24 protein-coding genes are annotated in these 23,651 nt (G+C 66.0%); 9 read left to right on the top strand and 15 right to left on the bottom strand.

The annotated features are described in order from the left end of the window. Positions 1 to 245 precede the first annotated feature (245 nt). Positions 246 to 2,795, top strand: coding sequence for a M4 family metallopeptidase (locus tag ACY65G_RS14880; protein ID WP_464998102.1), 2,550 nt, complete (start codon positions 246 to 248; stop codon positions 2,793 to 2,795). Between the two features lie 266 nt (positions 2,796 to 3,061). Beyond that, positions 3,062 to 4,300: a M24 family metallopeptidase gene (locus tag ACY65G_RS14875; RefSeq protein WP_464998101.1), complete on the top strand. Its 1,239-nt coding sequence runs from the start codon at positions 3,062 to 3,064 to the stop codon at positions 4,298 to 4,300. On the opposite strand, the gene ACY65G_RS14870 is transcribed toward ACY65G_RS14875, so the two are convergent. The 13 genes from ACY65G_RS14870 to paaA all read right to left on the bottom strand — a co-directional run bounded on the left by ACY65G_RS14870 (position 4,289) and on the right by paaA (position 16,773). After that, positions 4,289 to 4,765 (bottom strand): hypothetical protein, encoded by a 477-nt coding sequence (locus ACY65G_RS14870; RefSeq protein WP_464998100.1) that lies wholly within the window; start codon positions 4,763 to 4,765, stop codon positions 4,289 to 4,291. The genes ACY65G_RS14875 and ACY65G_RS14870 overlap by 12 nt on opposite strands. A gap of 51 nt (positions 4,766 to 4,816) precedes the next feature. Beyond that, positions 4,817 to 6,853, bottom strand: a complete 2,037-nt coding sequence (paaZ, locus tag ACY65G_RS14865; protein WP_464998099.1) for a phenylacetic acid degradation bifunctional protein PaaZ — start codon at positions 6,851 to 6,853, stop codon at positions 4,817 to 4,819. A gap of 12 nt (positions 6,854 to 6,865) precedes the next feature. Further along, positions 6,866 to 7,474: a phenylacetic acid degradation protein PaaY gene (locus tag ACY65G_RS14860; RefSeq protein WP_464998371.1), complete on the bottom strand. Its 609-nt coding sequence runs from the start codon at positions 7,472 to 7,474 to the stop codon at positions 6,866 to 6,868. A 5-nt stretch (positions 7,475 to 7,479) separates the two neighbouring features. After that, positions 7,480 to 8,685, bottom strand: a complete 1,206-nt coding sequence (gene pcaF / locus ACY65G_RS14855; protein WP_464998098.1) for a 3-oxoadipyl-CoA thiolase — start codon at positions 8,683 to 8,685, stop codon at positions 7,480 to 7,482. A 12-nt stretch (positions 8,686 to 8,697) separates the two neighbouring features. Continuing rightward, the gene (paaK, locus tag ACY65G_RS14850) at positions 8,698 to 10,008 is read right to left on the bottom strand and encodes a phenylacetate--CoA ligase PaaK (RefSeq protein WP_464998097.1); all 1,311 of its coding nucleotides are present in this window, start codon (positions 10,006 to 10,008) and stop codon (positions 8,698 to 8,700) included. Continuing rightward, positions 9,995 to 10,507, bottom strand: coding sequence for a hydroxyphenylacetyl-CoA thioesterase PaaI (gene paaI / locus ACY65G_RS14845; RefSeq protein ID WP_464998096.1), 513 nt, complete (start codon positions 10,505 to 10,507; stop codon positions 9,995 to 9,997). Before paaI ends, paaK begins: the two co-directional genes overlap by 14 nt. 7 nt (positions 10,508 to 10,514) lie before the next feature. Then, the gene (gene paaH, locus ACY65G_RS14840) at positions 10,515 to 12,071 is read right to left on the bottom strand and encodes a 3-hydroxyacyl-CoA dehydrogenase PaaH (protein ID WP_464998370.1); all 1,557 of its coding nucleotides are present in this window, start codon (positions 12,069 to 12,071) and stop codon (positions 10,515 to 10,517) included. Then, positions 12,071 to 12,862, bottom strand: coding sequence for a 2-(1,2-epoxy-1,2-dihydrophenyl)acetyl-CoA isomerase PaaG (gene paaG / locus ACY65G_RS14835; protein WP_464998095.1), 792 nt, complete (start codon positions 12,860 to 12,862; stop codon positions 12,071 to 12,073). The genes paaH and paaG overlap by 1 nt, the downstream gene beginning before the upstream one ends. Before the next feature lie 154 nt (positions 12,863 to 13,016). After that, complete coding sequence (gene paaE, locus ACY65G_RS14830) at positions 13,017 to 14,099, bottom strand: 1,2-phenylacetyl-CoA epoxidase subunit PaaE (protein WP_464998094.1); 1,083 nt, start codon at positions 14,097 to 14,099, stop codon at positions 13,017 to 13,019. Between the two features lie 65 nt (positions 14,100 to 14,164). Continuing rightward, positions 14,165 to 14,707, bottom strand: coding sequence for a 1,2-phenylacetyl-CoA epoxidase subunit PaaD (gene paaD / locus ACY65G_RS14825; RefSeq protein ID WP_464998093.1), 543 nt, complete (start codon positions 14,705 to 14,707; stop codon positions 14,165 to 14,167). A 5-nt stretch (positions 14,708 to 14,712) separates the two neighbouring features. Beyond that, the gene (paaC, locus tag ACY65G_RS14820) at positions 14,713 to 15,477 is read right to left on the bottom strand and encodes a 1,2-phenylacetyl-CoA epoxidase subunit PaaC (RefSeq protein WP_464998092.1); all 765 of its coding nucleotides are present in this window, start codon (positions 15,475 to 15,477) and stop codon (positions 14,713 to 14,715) included. An 8-nt stretch (positions 15,478 to 15,485) separates the two neighbouring features. Beyond that, complete coding sequence (gene paaB, locus ACY65G_RS14815) at positions 15,486 to 15,770, bottom strand: 1,2-phenylacetyl-CoA epoxidase subunit PaaB (RefSeq protein WP_464998091.1); 285 nt, start codon at positions 15,768 to 15,770, stop codon at positions 15,486 to 15,488. 10 nt (positions 15,771 to 15,780) lie between these two features. After that, positions 15,781 to 16,773, bottom strand: coding sequence for a 1,2-phenylacetyl-CoA epoxidase subunit PaaA (paaA, locus tag ACY65G_RS14810; RefSeq protein WP_464998090.1), 993 nt, complete (start codon positions 16,771 to 16,773; stop codon positions 15,781 to 15,783). Positions 16,774 to 16,891: 118 nt separating this feature from the next. On the opposite strand from paaA, the gene paaX reads away from it, so the two are divergent. The 7 genes from paaX to ACY65G_RS14775 all read left to right on the top strand — a co-directional run bounded on the left by paaX (position 16,892) and on the right by ACY65G_RS14775 (position 22,231). Next, positions 16,892 to 17,821: a phenylacetic acid degradation operon negative regulatory protein PaaX gene (gene paaX, locus ACY65G_RS14805; RefSeq protein ID WP_464998089.1), complete on the top strand. Its 930-nt coding sequence runs from the start codon at positions 16,892 to 16,894 to the stop codon at positions 17,819 to 17,821. A 248-nt stretch (positions 17,822 to 18,069) separates the two neighbouring features. Beyond that, a complete protein-coding gene (locus ACY65G_RS14800) occupies positions 18,070 to 19,398 on the top strand; it encodes an alpha/beta hydrolase (protein WP_464998088.1) in 1,329 nt (442 codons plus the stop codon). A 135-nt stretch (positions 19,399 to 19,533) separates the two neighbouring features. Continuing rightward, complete coding sequence (locus tag ACY65G_RS14795) at positions 19,534 to 20,055, top strand: GbsR/MarR family transcriptional regulator (RefSeq protein WP_464998087.1); 522 nt, start codon at positions 19,534 to 19,536, stop codon at positions 20,053 to 20,055. Positions 20,056 to 20,064: 9 nt separating this feature from the next. Beyond that, complete coding sequence (locus tag ACY65G_RS14790) at positions 20,065 to 20,508, top strand: thiol-disulfide oxidoreductase DCC family protein (RefSeq protein WP_464998086.1); 444 nt, start codon at positions 20,065 to 20,067, stop codon at positions 20,506 to 20,508. Further along, entirely contained in the window at positions 20,501 to 20,965 is a 465-nt protein-coding gene (locus ACY65G_RS14785; RefSeq protein WP_464998085.1) for a thiol-disulfide oxidoreductase DCC family protein, read from the top strand. Before ACY65G_RS14790 ends, ACY65G_RS14785 begins: the two co-directional genes overlap by 8 nt. A 160-nt stretch (positions 20,966 to 21,125) precedes the next feature. After that, on the top strand, positions 21,126 to 21,545 hold the full coding sequence (locus ACY65G_RS14780; protein ID WP_464998084.1) for an FxsA family protein: 420 nt from the start codon (positions 21,126 to 21,128) through the stop codon (positions 21,543 to 21,545). Between the two features lie 122 nt (positions 21,546 to 21,667). Further along, complete coding sequence (locus ACY65G_RS14775; protein ID WP_464998083.1) at positions 21,668 to 22,231, top strand: glycine zipper 2TM domain-containing protein; 564 nt, start codon at positions 21,668 to 21,670, stop codon at positions 22,229 to 22,231. 156 nt (positions 22,232 to 22,387) lie between these two features. Here the strand turns inward: ACY65G_RS14775 and ACY65G_RS14770 are convergent, their stop codons facing one another. Then, a complete protein-coding gene (locus ACY65G_RS14770; RefSeq protein WP_464998082.1) occupies positions 22,388 to 22,747 on the bottom strand; it encodes a nuclear transport factor 2 family protein in 360 nt (119 codons plus the stop codon). 143 nt (positions 22,748 to 22,890) lie between these two features. Continuing rightward, a complete protein-coding gene (locus ACY65G_RS14765) occupies positions 22,891 to 23,568 on the bottom strand; it encodes an aquaporin (protein ID WP_464998081.1) in 678 nt (225 codons plus the stop codon). Positions 23,569 to 23,651: the final 83 nt, after the last annotated feature.

The raw sequence follows: 23,651 nt of genomic DNA, 5'->3' as shown, positions 1-23,651 counted from the left end.
GTGTAAGCGGAATTGTTGCGCAGGCGTGAAAAAGCACGCCACAATTCGCGACCGTTGCACGGTGCCGACAGGCGCCCCAATCGTGCGCCATAGCACGGTCGTTCGTGTTCCAGGGAATGTCTCATTCTTAACAAACGCGAGCTCAGCGACTCATTTCGGAAGATTTTTGACAGGCGATATCCCGGTTGCATAGTGTCGCGTTCACCCGCGGTCACAGCGGGCCTGTCATTTACATTGGAGATGAAATGAACCTTCGTTTGAGCATCCTGGCGGCTGCGATCGCCATCCTTCCGTTTGGCGGCGCCTCGGCGCAATCGCGCGACATCCTGCCGGACACCCTGATGGCCGCGCCGGCCCAGGAAATGACGGCCGCCGCCAGGGCCGGCCTCGAAAGCCGGCTGGCATCGCGCCGCGTAGCGGCGGGCCTGGACGAAGACCATGGCTTCAAGGTCGGCCGGCAGCAGCCCGGCGCCCAGGGCCTGCGCATCGTGCGCGCGCAGCACACATGGAAAGGCTTGCGGGTGTTCGGTTCCGAATCGGTGATCGCCACGGACGACGATGGCGAGATCGTCAGCGAATCCGCGTCGAATCGCCGCGATGGGCTCGACGGTTCGCGCGCCGGCGCGGCCAGCGCCAGGCCGGCGCCGGACGTGACGCCCACGATCTCGAAGGAAGACGCCGTCGCCGGCGTGGTGCGCCGCGTCGCACCGGTGGGCAAGCACCGCTGGAAGCCGGAAGCGGAGCTGCTGATCTACCCGGTGATGAAGACAGTACGCGTGCCTGGCGCCGAAAACAAGGCGGAAAGCGCGCTGAACGCGCTGGACGTGGAAGAAGTGGTCGACCGTTACGCGCTGGCCTACCTGGTGCAGACGCGCATGGCCGTCAACAAGAAACTGGTCTACCGCGACAGCATCGTCGACGCGCACACGGGGGAGCTGATCGCCGAATGGGATGCGCTGCAGACGGTGGCCGGCACCGGCAAGAGCCAGTACAACGGCACGGTACCGATCAATACCACGCTCTCGGGCAGCACGTACCAGATGCTGGACGGTTCGCGCGGCACCGGCGGCCGTTACGGCGGCATGGCGATCACCAATGCGAACCACAGCCCGGAAACAAACCCGAATCCCGGCAGCATCTACACCAGCACCACGAACACGTGGGGCGACGGCCAGCAGTACATCAACGGCGGCAGCACGACGAACGCCAACGGCCAGACCGCAGCCGTGAACGCGCTGTGGGGCCTGATGAACACCTACGACGCGATGAAGAACGTGCTGGGCTGGCAAAGCCTGGACGGCAACAACACGTCGACGTATATCGCCGTCCACGTCGACAACCAGTACGACAACGCGTTCTTCGAACCGGGCTGCAAGTGCATGTACATCGGCGACGGCGGCAGCGCGTTCTACAACCTGGGCTCGATCGACGTGATCGGCCACGAGATGCACCACGGCGTGACGGATGCGACGTCGAACCTGATCTACTCGGGCGAGTCGGGCGGCTTGAACGAATCGTCGTCCGACATCGGCGGCGAGATGACGGAGGCCTACGCGCGCGCCGGCGGCACCGGCAGCGTGATCCCCGCCTCCGGCAACGACTGGGTGATGGGGCGCGAGATCAGCCGCACCGGCCAGCCGCTGCGCTACATGTACAAGCCGAGCAAGGACGGCAGCAGCCCGAACGCGTGGACGTCGACGCTGAAGAACCTGAACGTGCACTACAGCTCCGGGCCGAACAACCGCATGTTCTACTTCCTGTCGCAGGGATCGAACGCCACCAGCAGCAGCGAGTACCACAGCACCTACCTCACGCAGCAGCCGCTGGCGATGACGGGCATCGGCAACGACAAGGCGTTCCGCATCTGGTTCAAGGCGAATACGACGAAGCTCACGTCATCGTCCAACTATGCCGATGCCCGCGCCAAGATGATCGCCTCGGCCGAGGAACTGTATGGCGCCGGCAGCCGCGAGGCCATTGCCGTCAAGCGCGCCTATGCCGCCATCAACGTGGGCACGGACGTGGCCGAAAGCGGCACCGGCGGCGCTGCGCTGGCGATTGCCACGCAGCCGGCGGGCATGACCGTTTCCGCCGGCGGCACCGCGCGCTTCACGGTCGCCGCGACCGGCGGCACGGCGCCCTACAGCTACCGGTGGTACCGCAACAATGCGCTGGTCAGCGGCGCCACGTCGGCCACCTATTCGTTCACCGCGCAGGCGGCCGACAATGGCGCCGTGTTCAAGGCCACCGTGACCGACTCGGCGTCCACGCGCGCCACCGTCACATCGGGCAACGCCACGCTGACCGTCAGCGGCACCGGCGGCGGCACGGGCAGCGAGCGCGTGACAAACGGCGGCTTCGAATCGGGCGCCACCGGCTGGGCCGGCAGCACCGGCGCCATCGGCACCTTCTCCGGGCAAACGGCCTACGAAGGCAGCCGCTTCGCCTGGCTGGGCGGCAACGGCAAGACGTCGACCGAAACGCTGACGCAGGACGTGTCGATCCCTGCGACGGCCACCAGCGCCTCGCTGACGTTCGCCCTGCACATCGACACCGCCGAAACGGACTCCACCGCCTACGACAGGCTGGCCGTCACGGTGAAGAACACATCCGGCACCACGCTCGGCACGCTGGCCACATACTCGAACGCCAACGCCGCCGCCGGCTACCAGGTACGCAGCTTCAGCCTGGCCGCCTACAAGGGCCAGACCGTGCGGCTGTCGTTCGCGATGACCGAGGACGCCTCGCTGCAAACGTCGTTCGTGGTCGACAAGGTGAGTGTGGTAGCCCAGTAACACCCCCAGTCGGGACAGTCCCTCTTCTCTGGAAATATTTCCAGAAAACGGGGACTGTCCCCGCGTCTCTTTTGCGCATCACACGTGGACGTCGTGGGGCATCCGCGTAGGCGGTGCGGTAACAAGCAACGTTATTTGGACCAATACGGCTGGGGACTGTCCCCGATTTTCAGCAACATTCCTGGAAAAAGGGACAGTCCCCGTTTTTGAGGAATGTTTCGCACTAGCACTGATATCATGCCCGCTTCGAATCGGAAGGAGCAAGCATGGGCATCGGCGGAAAGACCATCGAACAGGCACTGGCGACGCTGTCGGACATGACGGCGGGGGCGGTGCCGATCGGGCGCGAGGAACACGTGGCGCGCATCGGCAAGGCGCAGGCGTTCATGCGGGCGCAGGGGATCGCGGCGGTGTGGCTGAACGCGGGCACGAACCTGCTGTATTTCACCGGCATGAAGTGGCACGCGAGCGAGCGGATGGTCGGGGCGATCCTGCCGGCCGAGGGTGAGCTGGCTTACCTGGCGCCGGCGTTCGAGGAACCCACGCTGAACGACTTCATGGTGGTCGACGGCCCGGTCCGCACCTGGCACGAGCATGAGAACCCGTGCGCCCTCTTCGTCGACACGCTGAAGGCGCTGGGCATCCAGCCAGGAGCGCGCATCGGCATCGACGAGAGCACGCCGTTCTTCACGGCCGACGGCATTCGCCAGCAGGCGGATGGCTACACGCTGGAAAACGCGAAGAGCGTGACGGCGTTCTGCCGCACCCGCAAATCCCCGTGGGAGATCGCGTTGATGCAGCGCGCCAAGGACATGACGATGGCCGTGCATGTCGCCACGGCCGGCATCCTCAGGGAAGGCATCACCACGAAGGAAGTGGCCGACTTCATCGATCGCGCGCACCGCAAGGTCGGCGCGCCGGCCGGGTCGTACTTCGTCATCGTGCTGTTCGGCGAGGCGACCGCGTTCCCGCACGGCGTGTCGTACGTGCAAACGCTGAAAGATGGCGACACGGTGCTGATCGACACCGGCTGCAAGCTGCACGACTACATCTCCGATATCACGCGCACCTACGTGTTCGGCACGCCGACGGAACGCCAGCGGGCGGTGTGGAACGCGGAAAAGGCGGCGCAGCAGGCGGCGTTCGATGCGGCGCAGCTGGGCGTGCCCTGCGAGGAAGTGGATGCCGCGGCGCGCAGGTCGCTGGAGGCGAATGGCTTCGGCCCCGGCTATGAATTGCCCGGCCTGCCGCACCGCACGGGCCACGGCATCGGCCTGGATATCCACGAGTGGCCGTACCTGGTGGGCGGCGACAGGACGCCGCTCGACGTGGGCATGTGCTTCTCGAACGAACCGATGATCTGCGTGCCGGGCGAATTCGGCATCCGCCATGAGGATCACTTCTACATGACGGAAAACGGGCCGCGCTGGTTCACCCAGCCGGCCCGCTCAGTTGACAACCCTTTCGACGACCCGTTCGGCGATCCATCCGGCTTACAGGCCTAGCGCCGGCACCGAGCGGCGCTTCACCCTGGCATGGACATGCCGGGGGATCGTCGCATCGAATCCGCCGTCCTGCCGGCGGCGCAATATCGCACCGCCCGAGGACCATGCCGTCCAGCGCGATTTCCTGCTCACGAAACGCTCTTCGTCCGCGGCGCCGTCCGCAGGGACCAGCCCCGAGTCGGCCAATTGCGCCAGCAGGACGGCACGCCCGTGGGCCGGGACCACGCCATGGATGGGCCGCCATTGCCAGTACGTGACGGTCATGCCTGTCGCCGTTCCGGTAATGATGGGCAGCGGGCTGAACATTAAACCAAGCCATGAGCCCACCCACCACACGCCCGTTGAGATGACGGCAAGCCCCACGGCCAGGATGACCATGTGGCGGCCCACGGCGGGAGACCAGAATCCGGTCGAAGTCCTGCGGAAGACGGGTTCGGCCACCCGTTTGGAAATCGTCGTGATCATCCTCGCATCGTACAACCCCGCCCGGCCCTGGAATCTCTCCAACCCTCACACTCACGTCTTTTTCGACACCAGCGTGAGGATGTCGTAACTGGCCACCAGCTCATCATTCTGGTTCGTCACCTGCACGTCCCACGCGACGACACCCTGCCCCACGCCCTTGTCGTCGGTGCGGTTGCGGTCGACCTTGCGCTTGCACGTGAGCCGGGCGCGGATCGTGTCGCCGATGCCGACGGGCGTGATGAAGCGCAGGTTGTCCAGCCCGTAGTTGGCCAGTACGGGGCCCGGTGCGGGCGAGACGAACAGCCCTGCCGCCGCCGACAGCACGAAGTAGCCGTGCGCGATGCGCTTGCCGAACTGCGTGTCCTTCGCGGCGATGTCGTCGAAGTGCATGTAGAAGTAGTCGCCCGAGACGCCGCCGAAGTTCACGATGTCCGCCTCGCTGACGGTGCGCCGGTGCGTCAGCAGTGAGTCGCCCACCTGCAGGTCTTCGAAATGGCGGCGGAACGGGTGCACTTCCGATTCGCGCACGGCGCCACCGCGCACATACTCGCCCGTGATCGCGGACAGCACCGTCGGCGAACCCTGCACGGCCGTGCGCTGCAGGAAATGCTTGACGGCGCGGATGCCGCCCAGCTCCTCGCCACCGCCGGCGCGGCCCGGGCCGCCGTGCTTCAGTTGCGGCAGCGGCGAGCCGTGGCCGGTCGAATCGACGGACGCCTCGCGCTCCAGCACCAGCACGCGGCCGTGGTGCGATGCCGCCACCGGCACCGCATACGCCGCCGTGCGGGGATCCTTCGTCACCAGCGTGGACACGAGGCTGCCCTTGCCCTTCGCAGCCAGCGCCAGGGCCTCGTCGATGCCTTCATACGTCATCAGGGTGCTCACCGGGCCGAACGCCTCCACATCGTGCACGGCGTCGTTGTCCATCGCGTTGCGGCACATGACCAGCGTGGGGGCGAAGAACGCGCCTTCGTGCACGCCATCGCCCACGAGTTTCAGTTCGCCCCCGTGCAGCAGTTCGTTCCCGGCCAGCAGGCGCTCGACCTGCGCGGCCACGTCGCGCTGCTGGTCTTTCGACGCCAGTGAGCCCATGCGCACGCCCTCGACCGACGGATCGCCGATCGTGACTTTCGCCAGCCGGTCGCGCAGCCGCTCCGCCACCGCTTCGGCCTGCGTGCGCGGCACGATGATGCGGCGGATCGCCGTGCATTTCTGGCCCGCCTTGCCCGTCATCTCGCGCGCCACTTCCTTCACGAACAGGTCGAATTCCGGATCGTCCGGCGTCACGTCCGGCGCCAGAATCGCGCAGTTCAGCGAATCGGCTTCCGCCGTGAACGGCACGGACTGGGCGATGAGGTTCCTGTTGGACCGCAGCTTCTGCGCCGTGTCCGCGGAACCGGTGAACGTGACGGCATCGAAGCCCGTCAGCCGGTCCAGCAGGTCGCCGGTGCTGCCGATCACCAGTTGCAGCGCGCCGTCGGGCAGCAGGCCCGAGTCGTGCATCATGCGCACCAGCGCCTCCGTCAGGTAGCTCGTGGCGGTGGCCGGCTTGCCGATGCACGGCATCGCAGCGAGGAAGCTGGGCGCGAACTTTTCCAGCAAGCCCCAGATCGGGAAGTTGAACGCATTGATGTGCACGGCCACGCCGCCGCGCGGTACGAGGATGTGCGTGCCGGAGAAGCCGCCCCGCTTGCCCAGCGCCATGGCAGGCCCTTCGTGGAGCACGTTTGACGACGGCAGCTCGCGGCTGCCGATGCCGGCGTAGGCGAACAGCGTGCCGATACCGCCTTCCACGTCCACCCAGCTGTCGGGGCGCGTCGCGCCCGTGAAGCGCGAGATTTCATACAGCTGCTCTTTCCGCTCCATCAAGTACAGGGCCAGCGCCTTCAGCCGCGCGGCGCGCTGCTGGAAGTCCAGCGCCATCAGCGCCGGGATGCCCGTCTTGCGGCCATAGTCCAGCACTTCGCCGAAATCGATCGATTCCGCGTGCGTGTGATAGATCAGGCTGTTGTTCAATGCGCTGTGCAGCGGCTGGTGCGCTTCCTTGCCATGCCAGCGGCCACCGATGAAGCTTTGCAGTGTTCCCATGTCCGTCTCCGTTCAGGTTGTTTTCTTGTGCACGTGCAGCGGTACCGAACTGTCCCAAGCGATGCGCGGCCGGCCCGGTTCCACTTCCGTGAAGGCATCGACTTCGCGCATGGTTTCGCGCGAACGCACCGCAAGCTCGTGGTACTGCGCGGTACCCACGTTTTTCCATGCGATCTCCGCATCCGTGACGTCGCGAACGATCCTTGCGGGCGTGCCCATCACCATGCTGCGCGGCGGGATCGCCATGTTCGCCTTCACGAAGCTCATCGCCGCCACGATGCTTTCGCTGCCCACCACCGCGTTGTCCATCACCACGGCGTTCATGCCGACGAGCGCATTGCGCCCGATGCGGCAGCCGTGCAGCACGGCGCCGTGACCGATATGCCCATCGGCTTCGACGACGGTATCCGTGTTCTCGAACCCGTGCATCACGCAGCTGTCCTGCACGTTCGAGCCTTCCTCCAGCACGATGCGGCCGAAGTCGCCCCGCAGCGCTGCCAGCGGGCCGACATAGCAGCGCGGGCCCACGATCACGTCGCCGATCAGCACCGCGGTCGGGTGCACATAGGCCGTAGGATGCACCACCGGCCGCACGCCATTGATCTCGAATACCTTGACCATGGCCGTCATACCCGCTCGATGACCAGCGCGATGCCCTGCCCCACGCCGATGCACATCGTGCACAGCGCATACCGCCCGCCGGCGCGCTCGAGCTGGTTGACGGCCGCCGTGACGAGCCGCGCGCCGGAAGCGCCCAGCGGATGGCCGATGGCGATCGCGCCCCCGTTCGGATTCACGTGCGGCGCATCGTCGGCCAGTCCCAGGTCGCGCGTCACGGCCAGGCCCTGCGCCGCGAACGCTTCGTTCAGCTCGATGACATCCATCTGTTCGACGGTCAGCCCCAGCTGCGCCAGCACCTTCTTCGAGGCCGGCGACGGGCCGAAGCCCATGATGCGCGGCGCCAGCCCGGCCACGGCCATGCCCAGCACCTTCGCTCGCGGTGTCAACCCATACTGCTCGACCGCGTCGCGCGATGCCAGCAGCAGCGCGCACGCGCCGTCGTTGACGCCGGACGCATTGCCCGCGGTGACGGTACCGTCCGGCCGCACCACGCCTTTCAGCCTGGCCAGCTGCTCGAGCGTGGTACCGGGGCGCGGATGCTCGTCCGTGTCGAACACGGTCGATTCGCCCTTTTTCGAATGCAGCGTGACGGGCACGATCTCGTCGTTGAACAGGCCCGCGGCATGGGCCGCGGCCCAGCGCTGCTGGCTGCGCAGCGCGAACGCATCCTGGTCGGCACGGTTCACGCCGAATTCCTGCGCCACGTTTTCCGCCGTTTCCGGCATGCTGTCGATGCCGTGCAGTTCCTTCATCTTCGGGTTCACGAAGCGCCAGCCGATCGTCGTGTCCTCGATCTTCGCGGTGCGGGAAAACGCGCTGTCGGCCTTGCCCATCACGAACGGCGCACGCGTCATGCTCTCCACGCCGCCCGCAATGACGAGGTGTGCCTCGCCGGCGCGGATCGCCCGCGCAGCGGTGCCGACGGCGTCCAGGCTGGAGCCGCAGAGGCGGTTGATCGTGTTGCCCGGCACGTCGGGCGGCAGGCCGGCCAGCAGCGCGGCCATGCGGCCCACGTTGCGGTTGTCCTCGCCGGCCTGGTTGGCGCAGCCGTACAGCACGTCGTCGACCTTGCTCCAGTCCACGCCGGGATTGCGTTCGACCAGCGAGCGGATCGGGACCGCCGCCAGGTCGTCCGCGCGCATGGTGGCCAGCGCCCCGCCGAAGCGGCCGAACGGCGTGCGGATGGCATCGATGATGTAAGCCTCGTTCATGTCGGTTCCTGTTCAGTTCCTTGGTCGTTTGTCCACCACGCGGCGGGCCTTGCCCGTCAGCGTGCGTTCGATACCGTTGGCGGCCACCACGCTGACGCGGGTGGAAACGCCCACATGGGTCTTGATGCAGTGTTCCAGCTCGCGCGCCAGGCCGAAGCTCTCGGCCTCCGGCACGTCCGGCCGCAGCTCGGCAATCACTTCCAGCTTGTCGAGGTGCCCGTCGCGCATGACGACCAGCTGGTACTGCGGCGCCAGGTTCGGCATCTTCAGAATCAGTTCCTCGATCTGCGTGGGAAACACGTTCACGCCGCGGATGATCAGCATGTCGTCCGACCGCCCCGTGATCTTGCCGATGCGGCGCATCGCGCGCGACGTGGGCGGCAACAGCCGCGTGAGGTCTTTCGTGCGGTAGCGGATCACCGGCATGGCTTCCTTGGTCAGCGACGTGAATACCAGCTCGCCTTCGGAACCGTCCGGCAGCACTTCGCCCGTCTCCGGGTCGATGATCTCCGGGTAGAAATGGTCTTCCCAGATCACCGGGCCATCCTTGCTCTCGATGCATTCGCTGGCCACGCCCGGCCCCATCACTTCGGACAGGCCGTAGATGTCCACCGCATCGATGCCGGCCCGCTGTTCGATCTCGCCGCGCATCGCATCGGTCCACGGTTCGGCGCCGAAGATGCCCACCTTCAGCGACGATTCGGCGGGGTCGATGCCCTGCTTCTGGAACTCTTCGATGATGTTGAGCATGTACGACGGCGTGACCATGATGATCGAGGGCTCGAAGTCGCGGATCAGCTGCACCTGCTTTTCGGTCTGCCCGCCGGACATGGGGATGACCGTGCAGCCAAGCCGTTCGGCACCGTAATGGGCACCGAGGCCGCCCGTGAACAGGCCGTAGCCATACGAGATGTGCACCATGTCGCCGGGACGGCCGCCGGCGGCGCGGATCGAGCGGGCGACGACATTGGCCCATGTGTCGATGTCGGCCTGCGTGTAGCCGACGACGGTGGCCTTGCCGGTGGTGCCGCTCGATGCATGGATGCGCACCACTTTCTCGCGCGGCACGGCGAACAGGCCGAACGGGTAATTGTCGCGCAGCGTTTTCTTGTCCGTGAACGGGAATTTCGCCAGGTCGGCCAGCGTGCGCAGGTCTTCCGGGTGCACGCCCTTCGCATCGAAGGCGGCGCGGTAGTGCGGCACGTTCTCGTACGCGTGCCGCAGCGTTTTCTTCAGGCGTTCCAGTTGCAGGGCCTGCAGTTCGTCGCGGCTGGCGCGCTCGATCGGCTCCAGGTCTCCGGGCGCCGGATTACGTTGGACCATTTCTATCTCCTCCAGTTTCAGGCTGTAACCCCTGGACAACCGTGCCGGCCACCCGGTGCGACTTGCCCCGGAACGTGGCGAGCAGCAGGCCATCCTGGTTGACGACGTCGACGTCGTAGATGCCGGTCCTGCCGGCGAGCGCCCGCTCGACCGCGGTGGCGGTGAGCAGGTCATCCTGGCGCCCCGGCGCCAGGTAATCGATGGTGCAGCCGGCGCCCACCGTGTTGTGGTTATGGCTGTTGCAGGCAAAGGCGAATGCGCTGTCCGCCAGGGTGAAGATGAAGCCGCCGTGGCAGGTGCGGTGGCCGTTCAGCATGTCCTCGCGCACGCGCATCGACATGCGGGCATAGCCGGGACGGATCTCGTCCAGCGTCATGCCCAGGCCCCGGCTGGCGGGATCGCGGTCGAACATCGCCGCGCCGGCCGCCTCGGCCAGCGCCTGTGCGCTCATCTGCGCGCTCATCTGCGCGCTCATCTGCATGCGCATCTGCGTATTCATGTGGCGATCATTCGGCATGGAGCGCCTTTCCGCCGGCCTGGCGGCGGCGCAGCAGCGGCGACACGCGGTAGCGGCCATCGCCATAGGTGGCCGCCAGGTTGTCGAGCACCCGGACGACATGGCCGGCGCCGACCGCCTCCGCCCATGCGAGCGGCCCCTTTGGATAGTTGACGCCTTTCTGCATCGCCATGTCCACGGCCTGCGCGCTGCACACGCCGTGGTATACCGTGTCCGCCGCTTCGTTGGCGAGCATCGCCACGGTGCGCATCACGGCCAGGCCGGGCACGTCGTCCAGCCGCGTCACCGTGAAACCGGCGGACTGGAACAGCGCCACGGCGGACTGGTAGGCCGCTTCGCCGCACTGGTCCGCGCGGGCGACGGCGATACGGGTGGCATGGGCGGCATCGAGCACCAGGTCGAACACCACGGTGTCGTCATGCCGGTTGGCGCGGGCGCGGGCCGTGGCGGTGCGGCCATCCGTCAGGTAGATGGCGGCGCCGTTGCAGTGGAATGCCGGCGCTTCGCCGTGCTGGTGTCCTTCCGCCGACGTGCGCCGCGTGACCTGCAGGCCGTGCGCTTCCAATCTTGCCAGCATCGGCGCCGTCAGCGCGCCGCTGGCGCCCGCCTCCAGGCTGTAGCCGACGTATTCGGGGCGCGGGCAGTTCGGTTCGGACTTCGCCTGCTGCGGTACCGCGTTCTCGGCATAGTGATAGAAGCCACGGCCCGACTTGCGGCCGAGGAAGCCGGCATCGACCATTTCCCGCTGCAGCACGGAAGGCGTGAAGCGCGGGTCGCCGTAATAGGCATCGAACACGGATTTCGTGACGGCGTAGTTCACGTCGTGGCCGATCAGGTCCATCAGCTCGAAAGGCCCCATGCGGAAACCGCCCGCCTCGCGCATGACCGCGTCGAGCGTGGCCGTGTCGGCGGCGCCTTCGTTCAGCAGGCGCCACGCTTCGGCGTAGTATGGCCGGGCGACGCGGTTGACGATGAAGCCCGGCGTGGATTTCGTGTGCACGGGGTTCTTGCCCCAGGACGCGGCCGTGTCGTGCACGGTCTGTGCGCAGGCGTGGCCGGTGGCCAGGCCGCTGACGATTTCCACCAGCGCCATCAGCGGCACCGGGTTAAAGAAATGCATGCCCACGAGCCGTTCCGGGCGGCGCAGCGGCGCGCCGATCGCCGTGACGGAGATCGACGATGTGTTGGTGGCCAGGATCGCGTCGTCCGCGACGATGCCTTCCAGTTCCGCGAACAGCGCCCGCTTGGCGTCGAGGTTCTCGACGATCGCCTCGATGACGAGCGCCGCGTCGCGCAGCTCCGCCATGGAGGCCACGGCATGCAGCCGGCCGCGCGCGGCTTCGGCATCGGCCACGCTCATCTTGCCTTTCGCGGCCAGCTTGCCGAACGTGCCGGCGATGTCGTCGATCGCCTTGTCCAGGGCGTCCGGGCGGGCGTCGTACAGTTTCACGACGTGGCCGGCGGCGGCGACCACCTGGGCGATGCCGGCGCCCATGGCGCCGCTGCCGACGACGGCGACGATGGAATCACGATTCAATGCGGCCATCATTCCCCCTTGAAGTGCGGCGTGCGCTTGGTCACGAACGCGTCGACGCCTTCGCGGTAGTCGTGGCTGTTGCCCAGCTCGCGCATCATGTCCGTTTCCAGCTTCAGCTGGGCATGCAGGCCGTTGCAGGCGCTGAGCTGCATGGCACGCTTCGTGTAGGCCAGCCCTTTCGTGGGCGCGCATGCGAAGTGCTCGGCCATGGCCATGGCTTCCGTCATCAGCGCGTCGTCCGGCAGCGCCTTCCAGATCAGCCCCCACTCCTCCGCACGGTCGGCGGACAGTTTGTCGCCCAGCATGGCCAGCCCTCTCGCCCGCGCCGGGCCGACCAGCCGCGGCAGGTGCCACGTGCCGCCCGTGTCGGGGATCAGGCCGAGCTTGCAGAACGACTGGATGAACGATGCCGATTTCGCGGCCAGCACGATGTCGCAGGCCAGCGCCAGGTTCGCACCGGCACCGGCCGCCACGCCGTTGACGGCGCAGATCACCGGCATCGGCAGTTCCTGGATCGCCATGACGAGCGGCGCATAGTATTTTTCCACGGAGTCGCCCAGGTCCACGGGCTGGTCGCCGGCCGATACCGCGCGGTCCGACAGGTCCTGCCCGGCGCAGAAGCCGCGGCCGGCGCCGGTCAGCACCAGCACGCGCACGCTCTTGTCCGCCCGGATCCGGTCGAAGGCTTCGCGCACTTCCAGGTGCATCGCCTGCGTGAAGCTGTTCAGTTTGTCGGGGCGGTTCAAGGTCAGGGTGGCGATGCCGGCCTCGATGTGGAACAGGATGTTCTGGTAGGTCATTCGCTGGCTCCTTGTTGAATTCAGGGTACGAAAGGGTCAAGGAGTACTGGCCTGCAGGCCAGTACCGCTTCGCCGGCAAGGAGCGATGCTCCTTGAAACCCCGGCTACGCCCCGGCGGGTCTGCCCCCAGGGTTTGCCGTTGGGTTGCTTCTTGCTATTCCGCCTGATCAAAATCGATAATCACACGGTCCGTGGCGGGAAAACTCTGGCAGCTCAGCACGAAGCCGCGGGCGATCTCGTAATCCTCCAGCGCATAGTTGACGTCCATGTCCACCTTGCCGTCGATTACCTTGCAGCGGCACGTGGAGCACACGCCGCCCTTGCACGAGTAGCGCATTTCCAGCCCGGCGCGCAGGCCCGCATCGAGGATCGATTCCTTGTCTTTCTCCATCGTGAACGTGGCCGCGTTGCCATCCTGGATCACGGTGACTTCGGTAAGGTGTTGCGCCGTGTGCGCATCGAACTGCGCGCGCGGCTTGTGCTGGTGCTTCGGGATCGATGCGGCGAACAGCTCGATCTTGATGGCGGCTTTCGGCATGCCCGCTTCCTGCAGCGCTTCGGAAACGCCGAGCATCATGTCTTCGGGGCCGCAGATGAAGGCTGTGTCGTAGTCGGCGATGTCGATCCACTGCCGCAGGAAGGCCGCGGTCTTTTCCTTCGTGATGCGGCCGTTGAACAGTTCGATATCCTGCTGTTCGCGGCTCATCACGTAGACGAGGTTCAGGCGATCCAGGTACAGGTCCTTCAGCTCCATCAGCTCGTTGCGGAACATCATCGACGACGATGATCGGTTGCCGTAGACCAGCGTGAAACGGCTGTGCGGCTCCGTCATCAGGGTGGTCTTCACGATCGACAGGATCGGCGTGATGCCGCTGCCGGCCGCGAAGGCCAGGTAGCTCCGTTCGTTTTCCGCGGCCAGCGGCACGTTGAAGTGGCCCATCGGCGGCATCACGTCGACGACGGCGCCCTGCTTCAGCGATTCGTTGGCCCAGCAGGAAAACATGCCGCCCGGCGTGCGCTTGATGGCCACCCGCAGGGCGCCATCCTGCACGGCCGAACAGATGGAGTAGGAGCGGCGCACGTCCTCGTCGCCGATCTTCGCGCGCAGGGTCAGGTGCTGGCCCTGCTGGTACTGGAAACTGTCGCGCAGCTCGGGCGGCACGGCGAACGTGACGGCGATGCAGTCGCGCGTTTCGTTGTGCACGCGGGCGACGGTCAATGGATGGAATTTGCTCATCTCAGTTACTCTTTCCTTGCCCTGGATGGAATTTGCTCATCTCGGTTACTCTTTCCTTATCCGGTTCAGTGGCACTTGAAGTAATCGAACGGCTCCCGGCAATCGCGGCACCGGTACAGCGCCTTGCATGGGGTGGAACCGAACTGGCTCGTGAGTTCCGTGTGCGTGGAACCGCAGTGGGGGCAGGCGATCGCGGGTGCGATGCCGGCGCCTCGCAGGTGGGAACGCGATACCGCGGCGGCCAGCCCGCCGCGCAGGCCGGAAATGTCGATCACCTGCTGCGCGGGCGGGGCGATGCCGTAGCCTTGCAGCTTGCGTTTTCCCTCCGCGCTGAGCCAGTCGGTGGTCCACGCCGGCGACAGTTGCGTGACGATGCGAACATCCTCCGCGCCATGCGCCTGCAGCGCCTCGCGCACGGCCGCTTCGATCACATGCGTGGCCGGGCAGCCGGAATACGTGGGCGTGAGCGTGACGGTGACGGCGTCGCCATCCACCTCGACGGCGCGCACGATGCCGAGGTCGACGACCGAGATCACGGGGATCTCCGGGTCGGCCACTTCCGCGAGCCACGTCCACACGGTGGCTTCATCCAGTGCGGTGGTCATCATGGCCGTCACCAGCTCGCGTTCGGGTAGGCCCGCTGCAGGAACTGCATTTCCGCCAGCAGGTAGCCCAGGTGTTCGCTGTGCCGGCCCTGCTTGCCGCCCTTCTGCATCCAGGCATCCGGCGATGGCATCGCCAGCGTGGCTTCGGCGAAGATGTCGCCCACGTGGGCCAGCCATTGCGCGCGCAGTTCGGCGGCCGGCGGCGCGATGCCGGCGGCGACCATCGCTTCATCCACGGCGTCGTAGTTGAACACCTCCCCCGTGTACATCCACAGCTCGTCGGCGGCGGTTTGCGTGTAGTCGTGGCTGATCTCCGTGCCGTCGCCGAGGCGCACGACCAGGTCGCCGCTGCGGCGCAGGTGGTACGTGACTTCCTTCAGCGACTTTTCGGCGATTTCCGCGATGCGCGGATCAGGCGATTTTGCCAGCGCGCCGATCAGGAAGTAGTGCCACGTATCGAAGTAGAACTGGCGCACCAAGGTGTGCGCGTAATTGCCGTTCGGCTGTTCGACCAGCAGCACGTTGCGGAAATCATGCGCGTCGCGCCGGTAGGCCAGCGCATCCTCGTCGCGGCCCTGCCCTTCCAGCTCGCCGGCATAGGTGAACCACAGGCGCGCCTGGCCCAGCAGGTCGAGCGCGACGTTCGTCAGCGCCATGTCTTCTTCCAGCGCAGGGCCCTTGCCGCACAGTTCGGACAGGCGCTGGCTCAGCACGAGGGCGTTGTCGCCCAGGCGCAGCAGGTAATGGGACAAATCCGCGATCTTGTCGTTCATGGCGCGCCTTACAGGTTCTTCACTTCTTCCGGCATCGGGAAGAACGTGGGGTGGCGATAGACCTTGCTGTTGGCGGGCTCGAACAGCGCGCCCTTGTCGAACGGGCTGCTGGCGACGATGTCCGCCGCGCGCACCACCCAGATCGACACGCCTTCGTTGCGGCGCGTGTACACGTCGCGGGCGTTATTCACCGCCATTGCCGCATCCGGCGCGTGCAGGCTGCCCACGTGCTTGTGGGCCAGGCCGTGCTGGCTGCGGATGAACACTTCCCACAGGGGCCATTCCTTGCTCATTGCTGTCTCCTCAAGCTGCTTCTTGTGTTTTGCCTGCCGCTTTGTCCGCATGCGCCACCAGCGCATCGCGGAACCACTGGCCGTCGTCCCATGCCTTGACGCGGGTGCGCAGGCGCTCGCGGTTGCACGGGCCGTTGCCCTTCAAAACGTCGTGGAATTCCTGCCAGTCGATCTCGCCGAAATCGTAATGGCCGCGCTCCTCGTTCCATTTCAGGTCGGGATCGGGGACCGTCAGGCCGAGGAATTCGGCCTGCGGCACGGTCTGGTCGACCATGCGCTGGCGCAGCTCGTCGTTGGAGAACAGCTTGATGCGCCATTGCGACGACTGCGCGCTGTTGACGGAGTGCGCGTCCGACGGGCCGAACATCATCAGCGACGGCCACCACCAGCGGTTCAGCGCATCCTGCGCCATCGCCTTCTGTTCCGGGGTGCCGTTGCACAGCGCCAGCATGATGTCGTAGCCCTGGCGGGCGTGGAACGACTCTTCCTTGCAGACGCGGATCATGGCGCGCGCATACGGGCCGTACGAGCAGCGGCACAGCGGGATCTGGTTGATGATCGCGGAACCGTCGACGAGCCAGCCGATGGCGCCCATGTCGGCCCACGACAGCGTGGGGTAGTTGAAGATGCTCGAATATTTCGCTTTGCCGGAATGCAGGGCCTGCAGCAGCTCGTCGCGCGACACGCCCAGCGTTTCGGCAGCGCTGTACAGGTACAGGCCGTGGCCTGCTTCATCCTGGATCTTCGCCAGCAGGATCGCCTTGCGCTTGAGCGTGGGGGCGCGCGTGACCCAGTTCCCTTCCGGCAGCTGGCCCACGATTTCCGAGTGGGCGTGCTGGGAAATCTGGCGGATCAGCGTCTTGCGGTAGGCCTCGGGCATCCAGTCCTTCGGCTCGATCCGGATGCCTTCGTCGATGCGCGCCTGGAACGCGCGCTCCTGCTCGCTCATCGATTCGGCCGTCTGCACGTTCTTCAGCCCGGTTTCCACCATCTGTGCGTACATGGTTGTCTCCTCCTGTTGCATCACTCCAGCCATAATACGATACAGAATTTTATTTGCAAGCTGTTTTTGTGTGTCATATCGAAAGTCCGTATCTTGTTCGGCTGAGTACAATGGCGGCATGAACAATGAACTGACCAATGTGAGCTTGAACAAGTGGATCGACCGTTTCCTGGCCGACGAACCGCCCCGCTCGAAATCGCTGGTGATGACGGTCTTCGGCGACGCGATCGTCCCGCACGGCGGCCTGGCCTGGCTGGGCAGCCTGATCGACCTGCTGGCGCCGTTCGGCGTCAACGACCGGCTGTTGCGCACCTCCGTATTCCGGCTGGCGCAGGAAGGCTGGCTCGTGTCGCAGCGCGACGGCCGCCGCAGCCACTACACGATCACGCCGGAAGCGGCGCAGCGCTTTGCCCGCGCGTTCCGGCGCGTGTATGCGGCGCCGCACGTGCACTGGCATGGCAGCTGGACGTTCGTGCTGGGGACGAACAACCTGACGGCGGTCGAGCGGGCGACCTTGCGCAAGGAATTGCTGTGGGAGGGCTACAGCGTGGTGGCGCAGGGTATCGCCGGGCATCCCGCCGGCGATGCCGAAGCGCTGGACGATCTGCTGGGCCGCCTCGGCATGCGCGGCAAGGTGTACGTGGTGCAGGCGGCGCAACTGCCCGGCGTGCAGGGCAAGCCGCTGGCGGACCTGGTGGCCGAGGGATGGGACTTGCGGGAAGTGGCGGCCGGCTACGAGCGCTTCATCGCCACCTTCGCGCCGCTGCGTGCCCTGCTTGCCGGCGGCGTGGCGCCGGAGCGCGCCTTCGTCGTGCGCACGCTGCTGATCCACGCCTACCGGCGCGTACAGCTGCACGATCCGCAGTTGCCGGTGGAGCTGCTGCCCGAGCCGTGGCCCGGCGCTGCCGCCTATGAACTGGCGCGCGAGTTGTACTTGTCGACGTACGCGCCGGCCGAGCAGCATGTGCTGGAAGCGTTGCGGCGGGAGCAGCCGGAGGTGCCGGATGCGGGGGCGGCGTTCTTTGAACGGTTCGGGGGGCTGCGTTAGGCGGGGCCAGGGCGCTTTCATGCATACCATGCAGACCTTCGACGCTGCCCCCCCCGGCAACGTGTCCTTGATGCCGCACCTGCGAGCGATCCGAACTCCGGTTCGTCCATGACCGGTGCCCGGCTATCCGTGGCACATTTGCATCATTTTTTCTGTCCCCGTCGTGCTATCGTTATCGGGCGCCATCCTGCGACAAAACGGCGCCCCGATACCCCCGCAATGTCAACCACATCCGGACGAGGCACACCATGTTGCAGACCACGCGCGTCATCGCATTGCTTTCGTTGCCCCTCACGATCGGCCTCGCTGGCTGTGGCGGCGACGGCGACCAGGGCCCACAGGGCCCGGCCGGCACCCCCGGCGCCAATGCCGACGCCATCGCCACCATCGGCGAGGGCGCCATCATCATCGACGGCGCGGCCGCCAGCGATCCGAAGGAAAGCATCTATGTCCGCAAGGCCGGCCACGGCCCGAAGACCATCGTGCTCGTTCCCGGCAATAACACTTCGGGCGCCATCTTCGACGGCATGATGGGCTTCTTCCGTTCCGTCGATGCGCTCAATGACGCCTACACCGTCTATACCTTCGATTACCGCGGCAGCGGCAAGTCGAGCTACAACCGGAAGATCACGTCGCTGAAGGATTTCGCCGCCGACTTCGAGAAGGTGATGAACAAGATCACCAGCTTCCCCACGTCCGGCGTCACGGTGGTCGGCTACTCGATGGGTTTCGGCGTCGCACTGGAGATGGTCATCGCCAATCCCGGGCGGTATGCCAATGTCGTCAGCCTGGCGGGGATCGGTACACGCGGCGTGCGTGTCGGCTTCAATGCGGGCCAGGCCGGTATCGATCCGGCAGGCCACTCATGGGCGAATGGCGACTGGGTCACCATCGCGAACGATGCCGCCGGCCTCGCCGGCACCGCCTTCCAGCAGCGGTCATGGCAGGGCGAGCAGCGCACCTATGCCAACGTGCAGGCCACCTGGGATCTGGTCGTCTATAACGATGTCCTGAAATACGATGTCAGCAAGATCTTCACGCCGGCGGCGGTTACCGACCCCACGTTCCGCGCTTCGCCGAACTACAGCGGTTCCCTGCTCGACGGCTTCACCATCCAGTACATGCCGGAATCGCTGTACTACGCGCATAAATTCAACGTCTCGCCCGTCAACGTGGTCAAGCCCGCGCCGAATGCCGACGGCAGCGTGGTCACCATTCCGGGCGACGGCCGCCTGGGCGCGCTGTTCAACGGCAAGCGCGCGATGCTGGTGAAGGCCACCACCGACCTGGCCACCTGGCGCGGCGACCAGGTTATCTACGACAACTACACCGCCACCTCGAAATATGACCTCAAGCGCGCGGGCGCCAGCGTGACCGCGGTGATGATCAATCCGAACCAGGGCTTCGACCACGGCTTTCCGGTCGCGCGGCCGCTTGAAACGGTGCGGCTGGTCGACGCCTTCATCAAGGGCGATGTTTCGGCGCCCGGTGCCACGGGCGCACTGGGCGGCGCGGGCGTCGCCGTGTATCCGAATGCCGAAACCGCCTGGGAGACCAATACCTTCACCGGCTTCTGACGCATGGCGTATGCGGGGACGATGCCGCAGTAGCCGGCAGGGTCATCCCTCCGGACCAGCCACGCCCATGCACGAAGGTTGACACGCCGCTCGTTTCGTCTTAAATTTCTGTAACGACAGAAATTAGAGAAAACCATGAGTCTGAGTCCGACCGAACAAAAATACATCCTGCACTGGGGCGAGATGGGCACCCGCTGGGGCGTCAACCGCACCGTCGCGCAGATCCACGCGCTGCTGTTCCTGGCCAATGCGCCGCTCAACGCCGAGCAGATCGTCGAGCAGCTCGGCGTGGCCCGCTCCAATGTCAGCAACAGCCTGAAGGAGCTGCAAAGCTGGGGCCTGGTCAAGGTGACGCATGTACTGGGCGACCGGCGCGACCATTTCGTGGCACTGCAGGATGTGTGGGAAATCTTCCGTACCATCGTCGAGGAGCGCAAGCGCCGCGAAATCGATCCGACCTTGACCGTGCTGCGCCAGTGCGCCATCGAAGCCGAAGGCGACAAGGGCATGGAAGACGCTACCCGCGAGCGGATGGCGCAGGTGCTGGAATTCCTGGAAATGCTGACCGACAGCTACGACGACTACAAGCACCTGGAGCCGGCCACGCTGAAGCGTTTCATCAACATGGGCGGCAAGGTCGCCAAGCTGCTGGGCTGAGGAGGCATCATGGGCACACCCGAACTGACCGTCTACGTCGACGGTACCTGCGGCTTCTGCGTGGCCGAGGTCAATATGCTGAAGCGCCACGACCGCCTCGGCGCCCTGGCCTTCGTCGACCTGGCGACGCCTGGCTTTGCCGACTTCCCGCCGGGGACGGACCTGGCGACCCTGAACGCCAGGCTGCATTCGGTAACGGCCGATGGGCGCGTGCTCACTGGCCTGGACAGCATGCAGGCCATCTATCGCCAGGTGGGCCTGGGCTGGGTGGTCTGGCCGCTGCGTATCCGCCTTCTGCGTCCACTGATGGCCTGGTGCTACGAGCAGTTCGCGCGCCATCGCTACCACGTCTCGAACTTCTTCGGCATGCGCGTGACGCCCGCCACGCCGCGATGCGACGGCACTACCTGCCATGCCGGCAGCCCGTTCACGAAAGGCCTGCGCGATGAGTGAGAACCTGCGCGACTGCGCAACGGCCACGCCGGCGCTGACCCTGTACTACGACGGCGCATGCGCCTTCTGCACCGATGCCATGCTGACCCTGCGCCGCCACGACCGGCGCGGCGTGCTGGCCTTCGTCGATATCGCCGCGCCGGGCTTTGCCGATTTCCCCCCGGGCACGGACATGGCGGCACTGGACGCCAGGCTGCATGCCGTCACGGCCGATGGCCGCGTGCTGTCCGGCCTGGACAGCATGCAGGCCGCGTATTCGCTGGTGGGCATGGGCTGGGCCGTGCTGCCACTGCGCATCGCCCCGCTGCGCCCCGCCCTGGCCTGGGCCTACGACCACTTCGCGCGCAACCGCTACCGGGTGTCACGCCTGCTGGGCATGCGCCTGCCGGCGACGCATTGCGACGGCGATGTGTGCTATCGCGGCAGCCCGTTCGTGAAAGGCCTGCGCGACGACTGATACGATGGCTTGCGGCCTGGCGCGAAGGAGTGCTGCTACTATTCGCGATAACTTTCCGCCCCTATTTGCAAGCCAAGTCCAGAGGAGTACGCAAATCCTACGTTTTTTGATCACTACGGCGATACGCACGCCAAAGCTGACGATCGCTGTCGCGTTATGCGTGCTGGCCGCCCTGGCCGGCGCGATGACCTACACCGGTTTCCTGGTCATCGGGGTCCTGGCCGATTATCTCGGCACGGGCCGGTTCCTCGCCGGGCTGCTTCTCGGGGTTCTCTTTGCACGGTTTCCCTGGATCAGGAAAGGCAAGCCGCGCATCGTTGGACTGTTACCGAAACCTGTCCGCCGGCCACTCGTGGTCAGCTTGCTGGTACTTTGCACGCTGCATTTCCTGTCGCGAGGCGACTACGTGTCCGCGGGCTTTACCGGTTTTGCCACGGCTTTCCTTCTCACCTTCCCCTGGCTGCGGCGGGCCATTTTCGACCGGATGCTGTCGTCCGTCTTCAACTTCACCGGGCGAAAACCGTCCGCAAGCGCCGACGACACGGTGATCGATGGGGAGTTCAGGGAAAAGAAGGATTGAGATCGACCGTTCAGCGGCAGCTTTACATGTCGTAACGTGTGATACAGGTGACGGTATATCCTGCGCGCGCCTCAACCATTAATCTACTTCCACAGGCTAATCAATCGCCATGGGAGAAAATAATGGAAAACATCGCCACCGCAAGCCGTATCCACCCACTCGTTGCCGCGGCAGCCGTCTCGGTGATTGCCGTCAGCGCCGCCGGTATCGCCGCTCTCACCGGCGTACTGCCATCGAGCAAAGCCGAGCCGGCTGCGCAGATCGCTCCAGCGAGCCTGGCGGCCCAGCAGCTGGCAGCGGCGCAACCGGCTGCGCTGCAGCCCTTGCCGCAAACGCTGCAGCCGGCAGCGCTCGCGGAACCGGCCGCGGCGGTGCGCCAGCCGGCTGTACAGGCAGCGCCGGAACGCGTGATCGTGCGGGAAGTCGTCTACCGTGAACCCGCACCGAAGCCAGTGCACAAGGCGCCGGCCCGCAGCTATGCGGCGCAGCACCAGCAGCCGGTGCAGGCCCCGGCCCCGGTCGCGCAGGAAAGCAAGCCGAACTATGTGGCCATCGGTACCGGCGCCGTGGTCGGCGGACTGATCGGCAACCAGATCGGCGACGGCAATGGCAAGAAACTGGCGACCCTCGCCGGGGTGCTCGGCGGTGGCTATGTCGGCAACGAGATTGCCAACCGCAACAAGTAAGCTGCACAACCAAGCAACTCACGTAAGCAACTCAAGTAAGCAACACGAGTAAGCACCGACACCGCATGCTTCACCGGGCGAAAGCCGAAGCGGGCGGGTGCGACGTGGATGTCCGCTTCGGCCGAAGCGGACATCCTTGCTTACCCGTTCATCGTTTCAGCCGCCCTCCCCGACCGGTATGACAAACGCCCTGAGTTCGGCCAGCTTGCCGTCGCGCAGGCGCCAGACGTCGCTGTAGGCGTTCCGCACCACCTTCCCCGCCTCGTCCCGGCTTTCGATGTCGCCGAGTGCCACCACGTAGGCGCCATCGGCCACCAGTTCGCGTACGGTGAACACGGGCGGCTGCACATAGTCCTTCGCCATCAGGGCGCGCACCGCCTCCTTGCCATGCAGCGTTGCGCCGCCCACGGTGGACCAGACGATATCGTCCGTGCAGAACGCCAGGAAGCCTTCGTTGTCGCCGGCGGTCACCGCCGCATTCGCCTGTTGCAGGACACGCTTGTTCGCATCGGACATGGGCATTCTCCTCGTGGGTGTTGGCCCCCGAATCTATCACGTGAGGCGAACGCCAGGGAGGCTGCGGCGATGCGGAACATGCGGAGCTGTATCGCAGCAGGCGAACCACCTGCAGGCTTCGCGGGGTAGACGGTCAGGTACGGTCAGGTGCGCACCGCCCCGCGCGCCGTGCCGTGCAGCCAGATGAAAAGCGCCGTCGCGGCGCCGGCACCGGCCAGTTGCGCCAGCACGAAGGCCGGGGCGTCGACCAGGCGCAGCGCGCCGGCCTGGCCGATCGCCTTGGCCAGCGTCAGTGCCGGGTTCATGAAGGCCGAGGAAGAACTGAACCAGCAGGCCGCCATCACATACGCGGACACGGCGAACGGCGCCACGACCGGGCGGGCCCGGCCGCAGCCGATGAACACGCACAGCATGCCGAACGTGGCGACGAATTCGCCCAGCCACTGGCCGGTACCGGTGCGCACCTGCTGCGTGGCCATCGCCAGGTCCAGTCCGTACATGGCATGCACGGCCGCCACGCCCGCCACGGCGCCTACCGCCTGCACCGCGATGTAGGGCGCCACGTGGTCGGCACGCAGGTTGCCGCGCCACGCTTCGGACAGTGTCAGCACGGGATTGAACAGGCCGCCGGAAATATTGCCGAACGTGAGGATCAGCACAGCCAGCCCGGTGGCGCCGACGAGCGCGCTGACCAGCAGCGCCATCGCGGGGTCGCCGCCCGCCAGGCGCTGCGCGGCAATGCCGGCGCCGCTGCCGATCGCCAGCAGCAGTGCGGTGCCGATGAATTCGGCCGCCAGGCATTTTGCCAAAGCCTTGGACATATCTTCCCGAAATACATGTTAAAACACGTACTCTAGGGCAACGTGACGTAGGCGGCTATCGGAGCCGGACTATATTCTGTATG

Source organism: Pseudoduganella sp. jia 12 (genome assembly GCF_055502675.1).
This window is presented reverse-complemented; position numbering and strand designations above follow the sequence as displayed.

Excerpts from the sequence above, each read along its gene's own strand:
- paaX (WP_464998089.1), top strand. The coding sequence starts at position 16,892 with ATGAACAATGAACTGACCAATGTGAGCTTGAACAAGTGGATCGACCGT.
- ACY65G_RS14775 (WP_464998083.1), top strand. The coding sequence starts at position 21,668 with ATGGAAAACATCGCCACCGCAAGCCGTATCCACCCACTCGTTGCCGCG.
- ACY65G_RS14785 (WP_464998085.1), top strand. The coding sequence starts at position 20,501 with ATGAGTGAGAACCTGCGCGACTGCGCAACGGCCACGCCGGCGCTGACC.
- ACY65G_RS14800 (WP_464998088.1), top strand. The coding sequence starts at position 18,070 with ATGTTGCAGACCACGCGCGTCATCGCATTGCTTTCGTTGCCCCTCACG.
- ACY65G_RS14870 (WP_464998100.1), bottom strand. The coding sequence starts at position 4,765 with ATGATCACGACGATTTCCAAACGGGTGGCCGAACCCGTCTTCCGCAGG.
- paaB (WP_464998091.1), bottom strand. The coding sequence starts at position 15,770 with ATGAGCAAGGAATGGCCCCTGTGGGAAGTGTTCATCCGCAGCCAGCAC.
- paaH (WP_464998370.1), bottom strand. The coding sequence starts at position 12,071 with ATGGCCGCATTGAATCGTGATTCCATCGTCGCCGTCGTCGGCAGCGGC.
- ACY65G_RS14790 (WP_464998086.1), top strand. The coding sequence starts at position 20,065 with ATGGGCACACCCGAACTGACCGTCTACGTCGACGGTACCTGCGGCTTC.
- ACY65G_RS14860 (WP_464998371.1), bottom strand. The coding sequence starts at position 7,474 with ATGGTCAAGGTATTCGAGATCAATGGCGTGCGGCCGGTGGTGCATCCT.
- paaG (WP_464998095.1), bottom strand. The coding sequence starts at position 12,862 with ATGACCTACCAGAACATCCTGTTCCACATCGAGGCCGGCATCGCCACC.
- ACY65G_RS14795 (WP_464998087.1), top strand. The coding sequence starts at position 19,534 with ATGAGTCTGAGTCCGACCGAACAAAAATACATCCTGCACTGGGGCGAG.
- ACY65G_RS14765 (WP_464998081.1), bottom strand. The coding sequence starts at position 23,568 with ATGTCCAAGGCTTTGGCAAAATGCCTGGCGGCCGAATTCATCGGCACC.
- pcaF (WP_464998098.1), bottom strand. The coding sequence starts at position 8,685 with ATGAACGAGGCTTACATCATCGATGCCATCCGCACGCCGTTCGGCCGC.
- paaD (WP_464998093.1), bottom strand. The coding sequence starts at position 14,707 with ATGATGACCACCGCACTGGATGAAGCCACCGTGTGGACGTGGCTCGCG.
- paaI (WP_464998096.1), bottom strand. The coding sequence starts at position 10,507 with ATGAATACGCAGATGCGCATGCAGATGAGCGCGCAGATGAGCGCGCAG.
- ACY65G_RS14880 (WP_464998102.1), top strand. The coding sequence starts at position 246 with ATGAACCTTCGTTTGAGCATCCTGGCGGCTGCGATCGCCATCCTTCCG.
- paaZ (WP_464998099.1), bottom strand. The coding sequence starts at position 6,853 with ATGGGAACACTGCAAAGCTTCATCGGTGGCCGCTGGCATGGCAAGGAA.
- paaA (WP_464998090.1), bottom strand. The coding sequence starts at position 16,773 with ATGTACGCACAGATGGTGGAAACCGGGCTGAAGAACGTGCAGACGGCC.
- paaC (WP_464998092.1), bottom strand. The coding sequence starts at position 15,477 with ATGAACGACAAGATCGCGGATTTGTCCCATTACCTGCTGCGCCTGGGC.
- ACY65G_RS14875 (WP_464998101.1), top strand. The coding sequence starts at position 3,062 with ATGGGCATCGGCGGAAAGACCATCGAACAGGCACTGGCGACGCTGTCG.
- ACY65G_RS14770 (WP_464998082.1), bottom strand. The coding sequence starts at position 22,747 with ATGTCCGATGCGAACAAGCGTGTCCTGCAACAGGCGAATGCGGCGGTG.
- paaE (WP_464998094.1), bottom strand. The coding sequence starts at position 14,099 with ATGAGCAAATTCCATCCATTGACCGTCGCCCGCGTGCACAACGAAACG.
- paaK (WP_464998097.1), bottom strand. The coding sequence starts at position 10,008 with ATGGTCCAACGTAATCCGGCGCCCGGAGACCTGGAGCCGATCGAGCGC.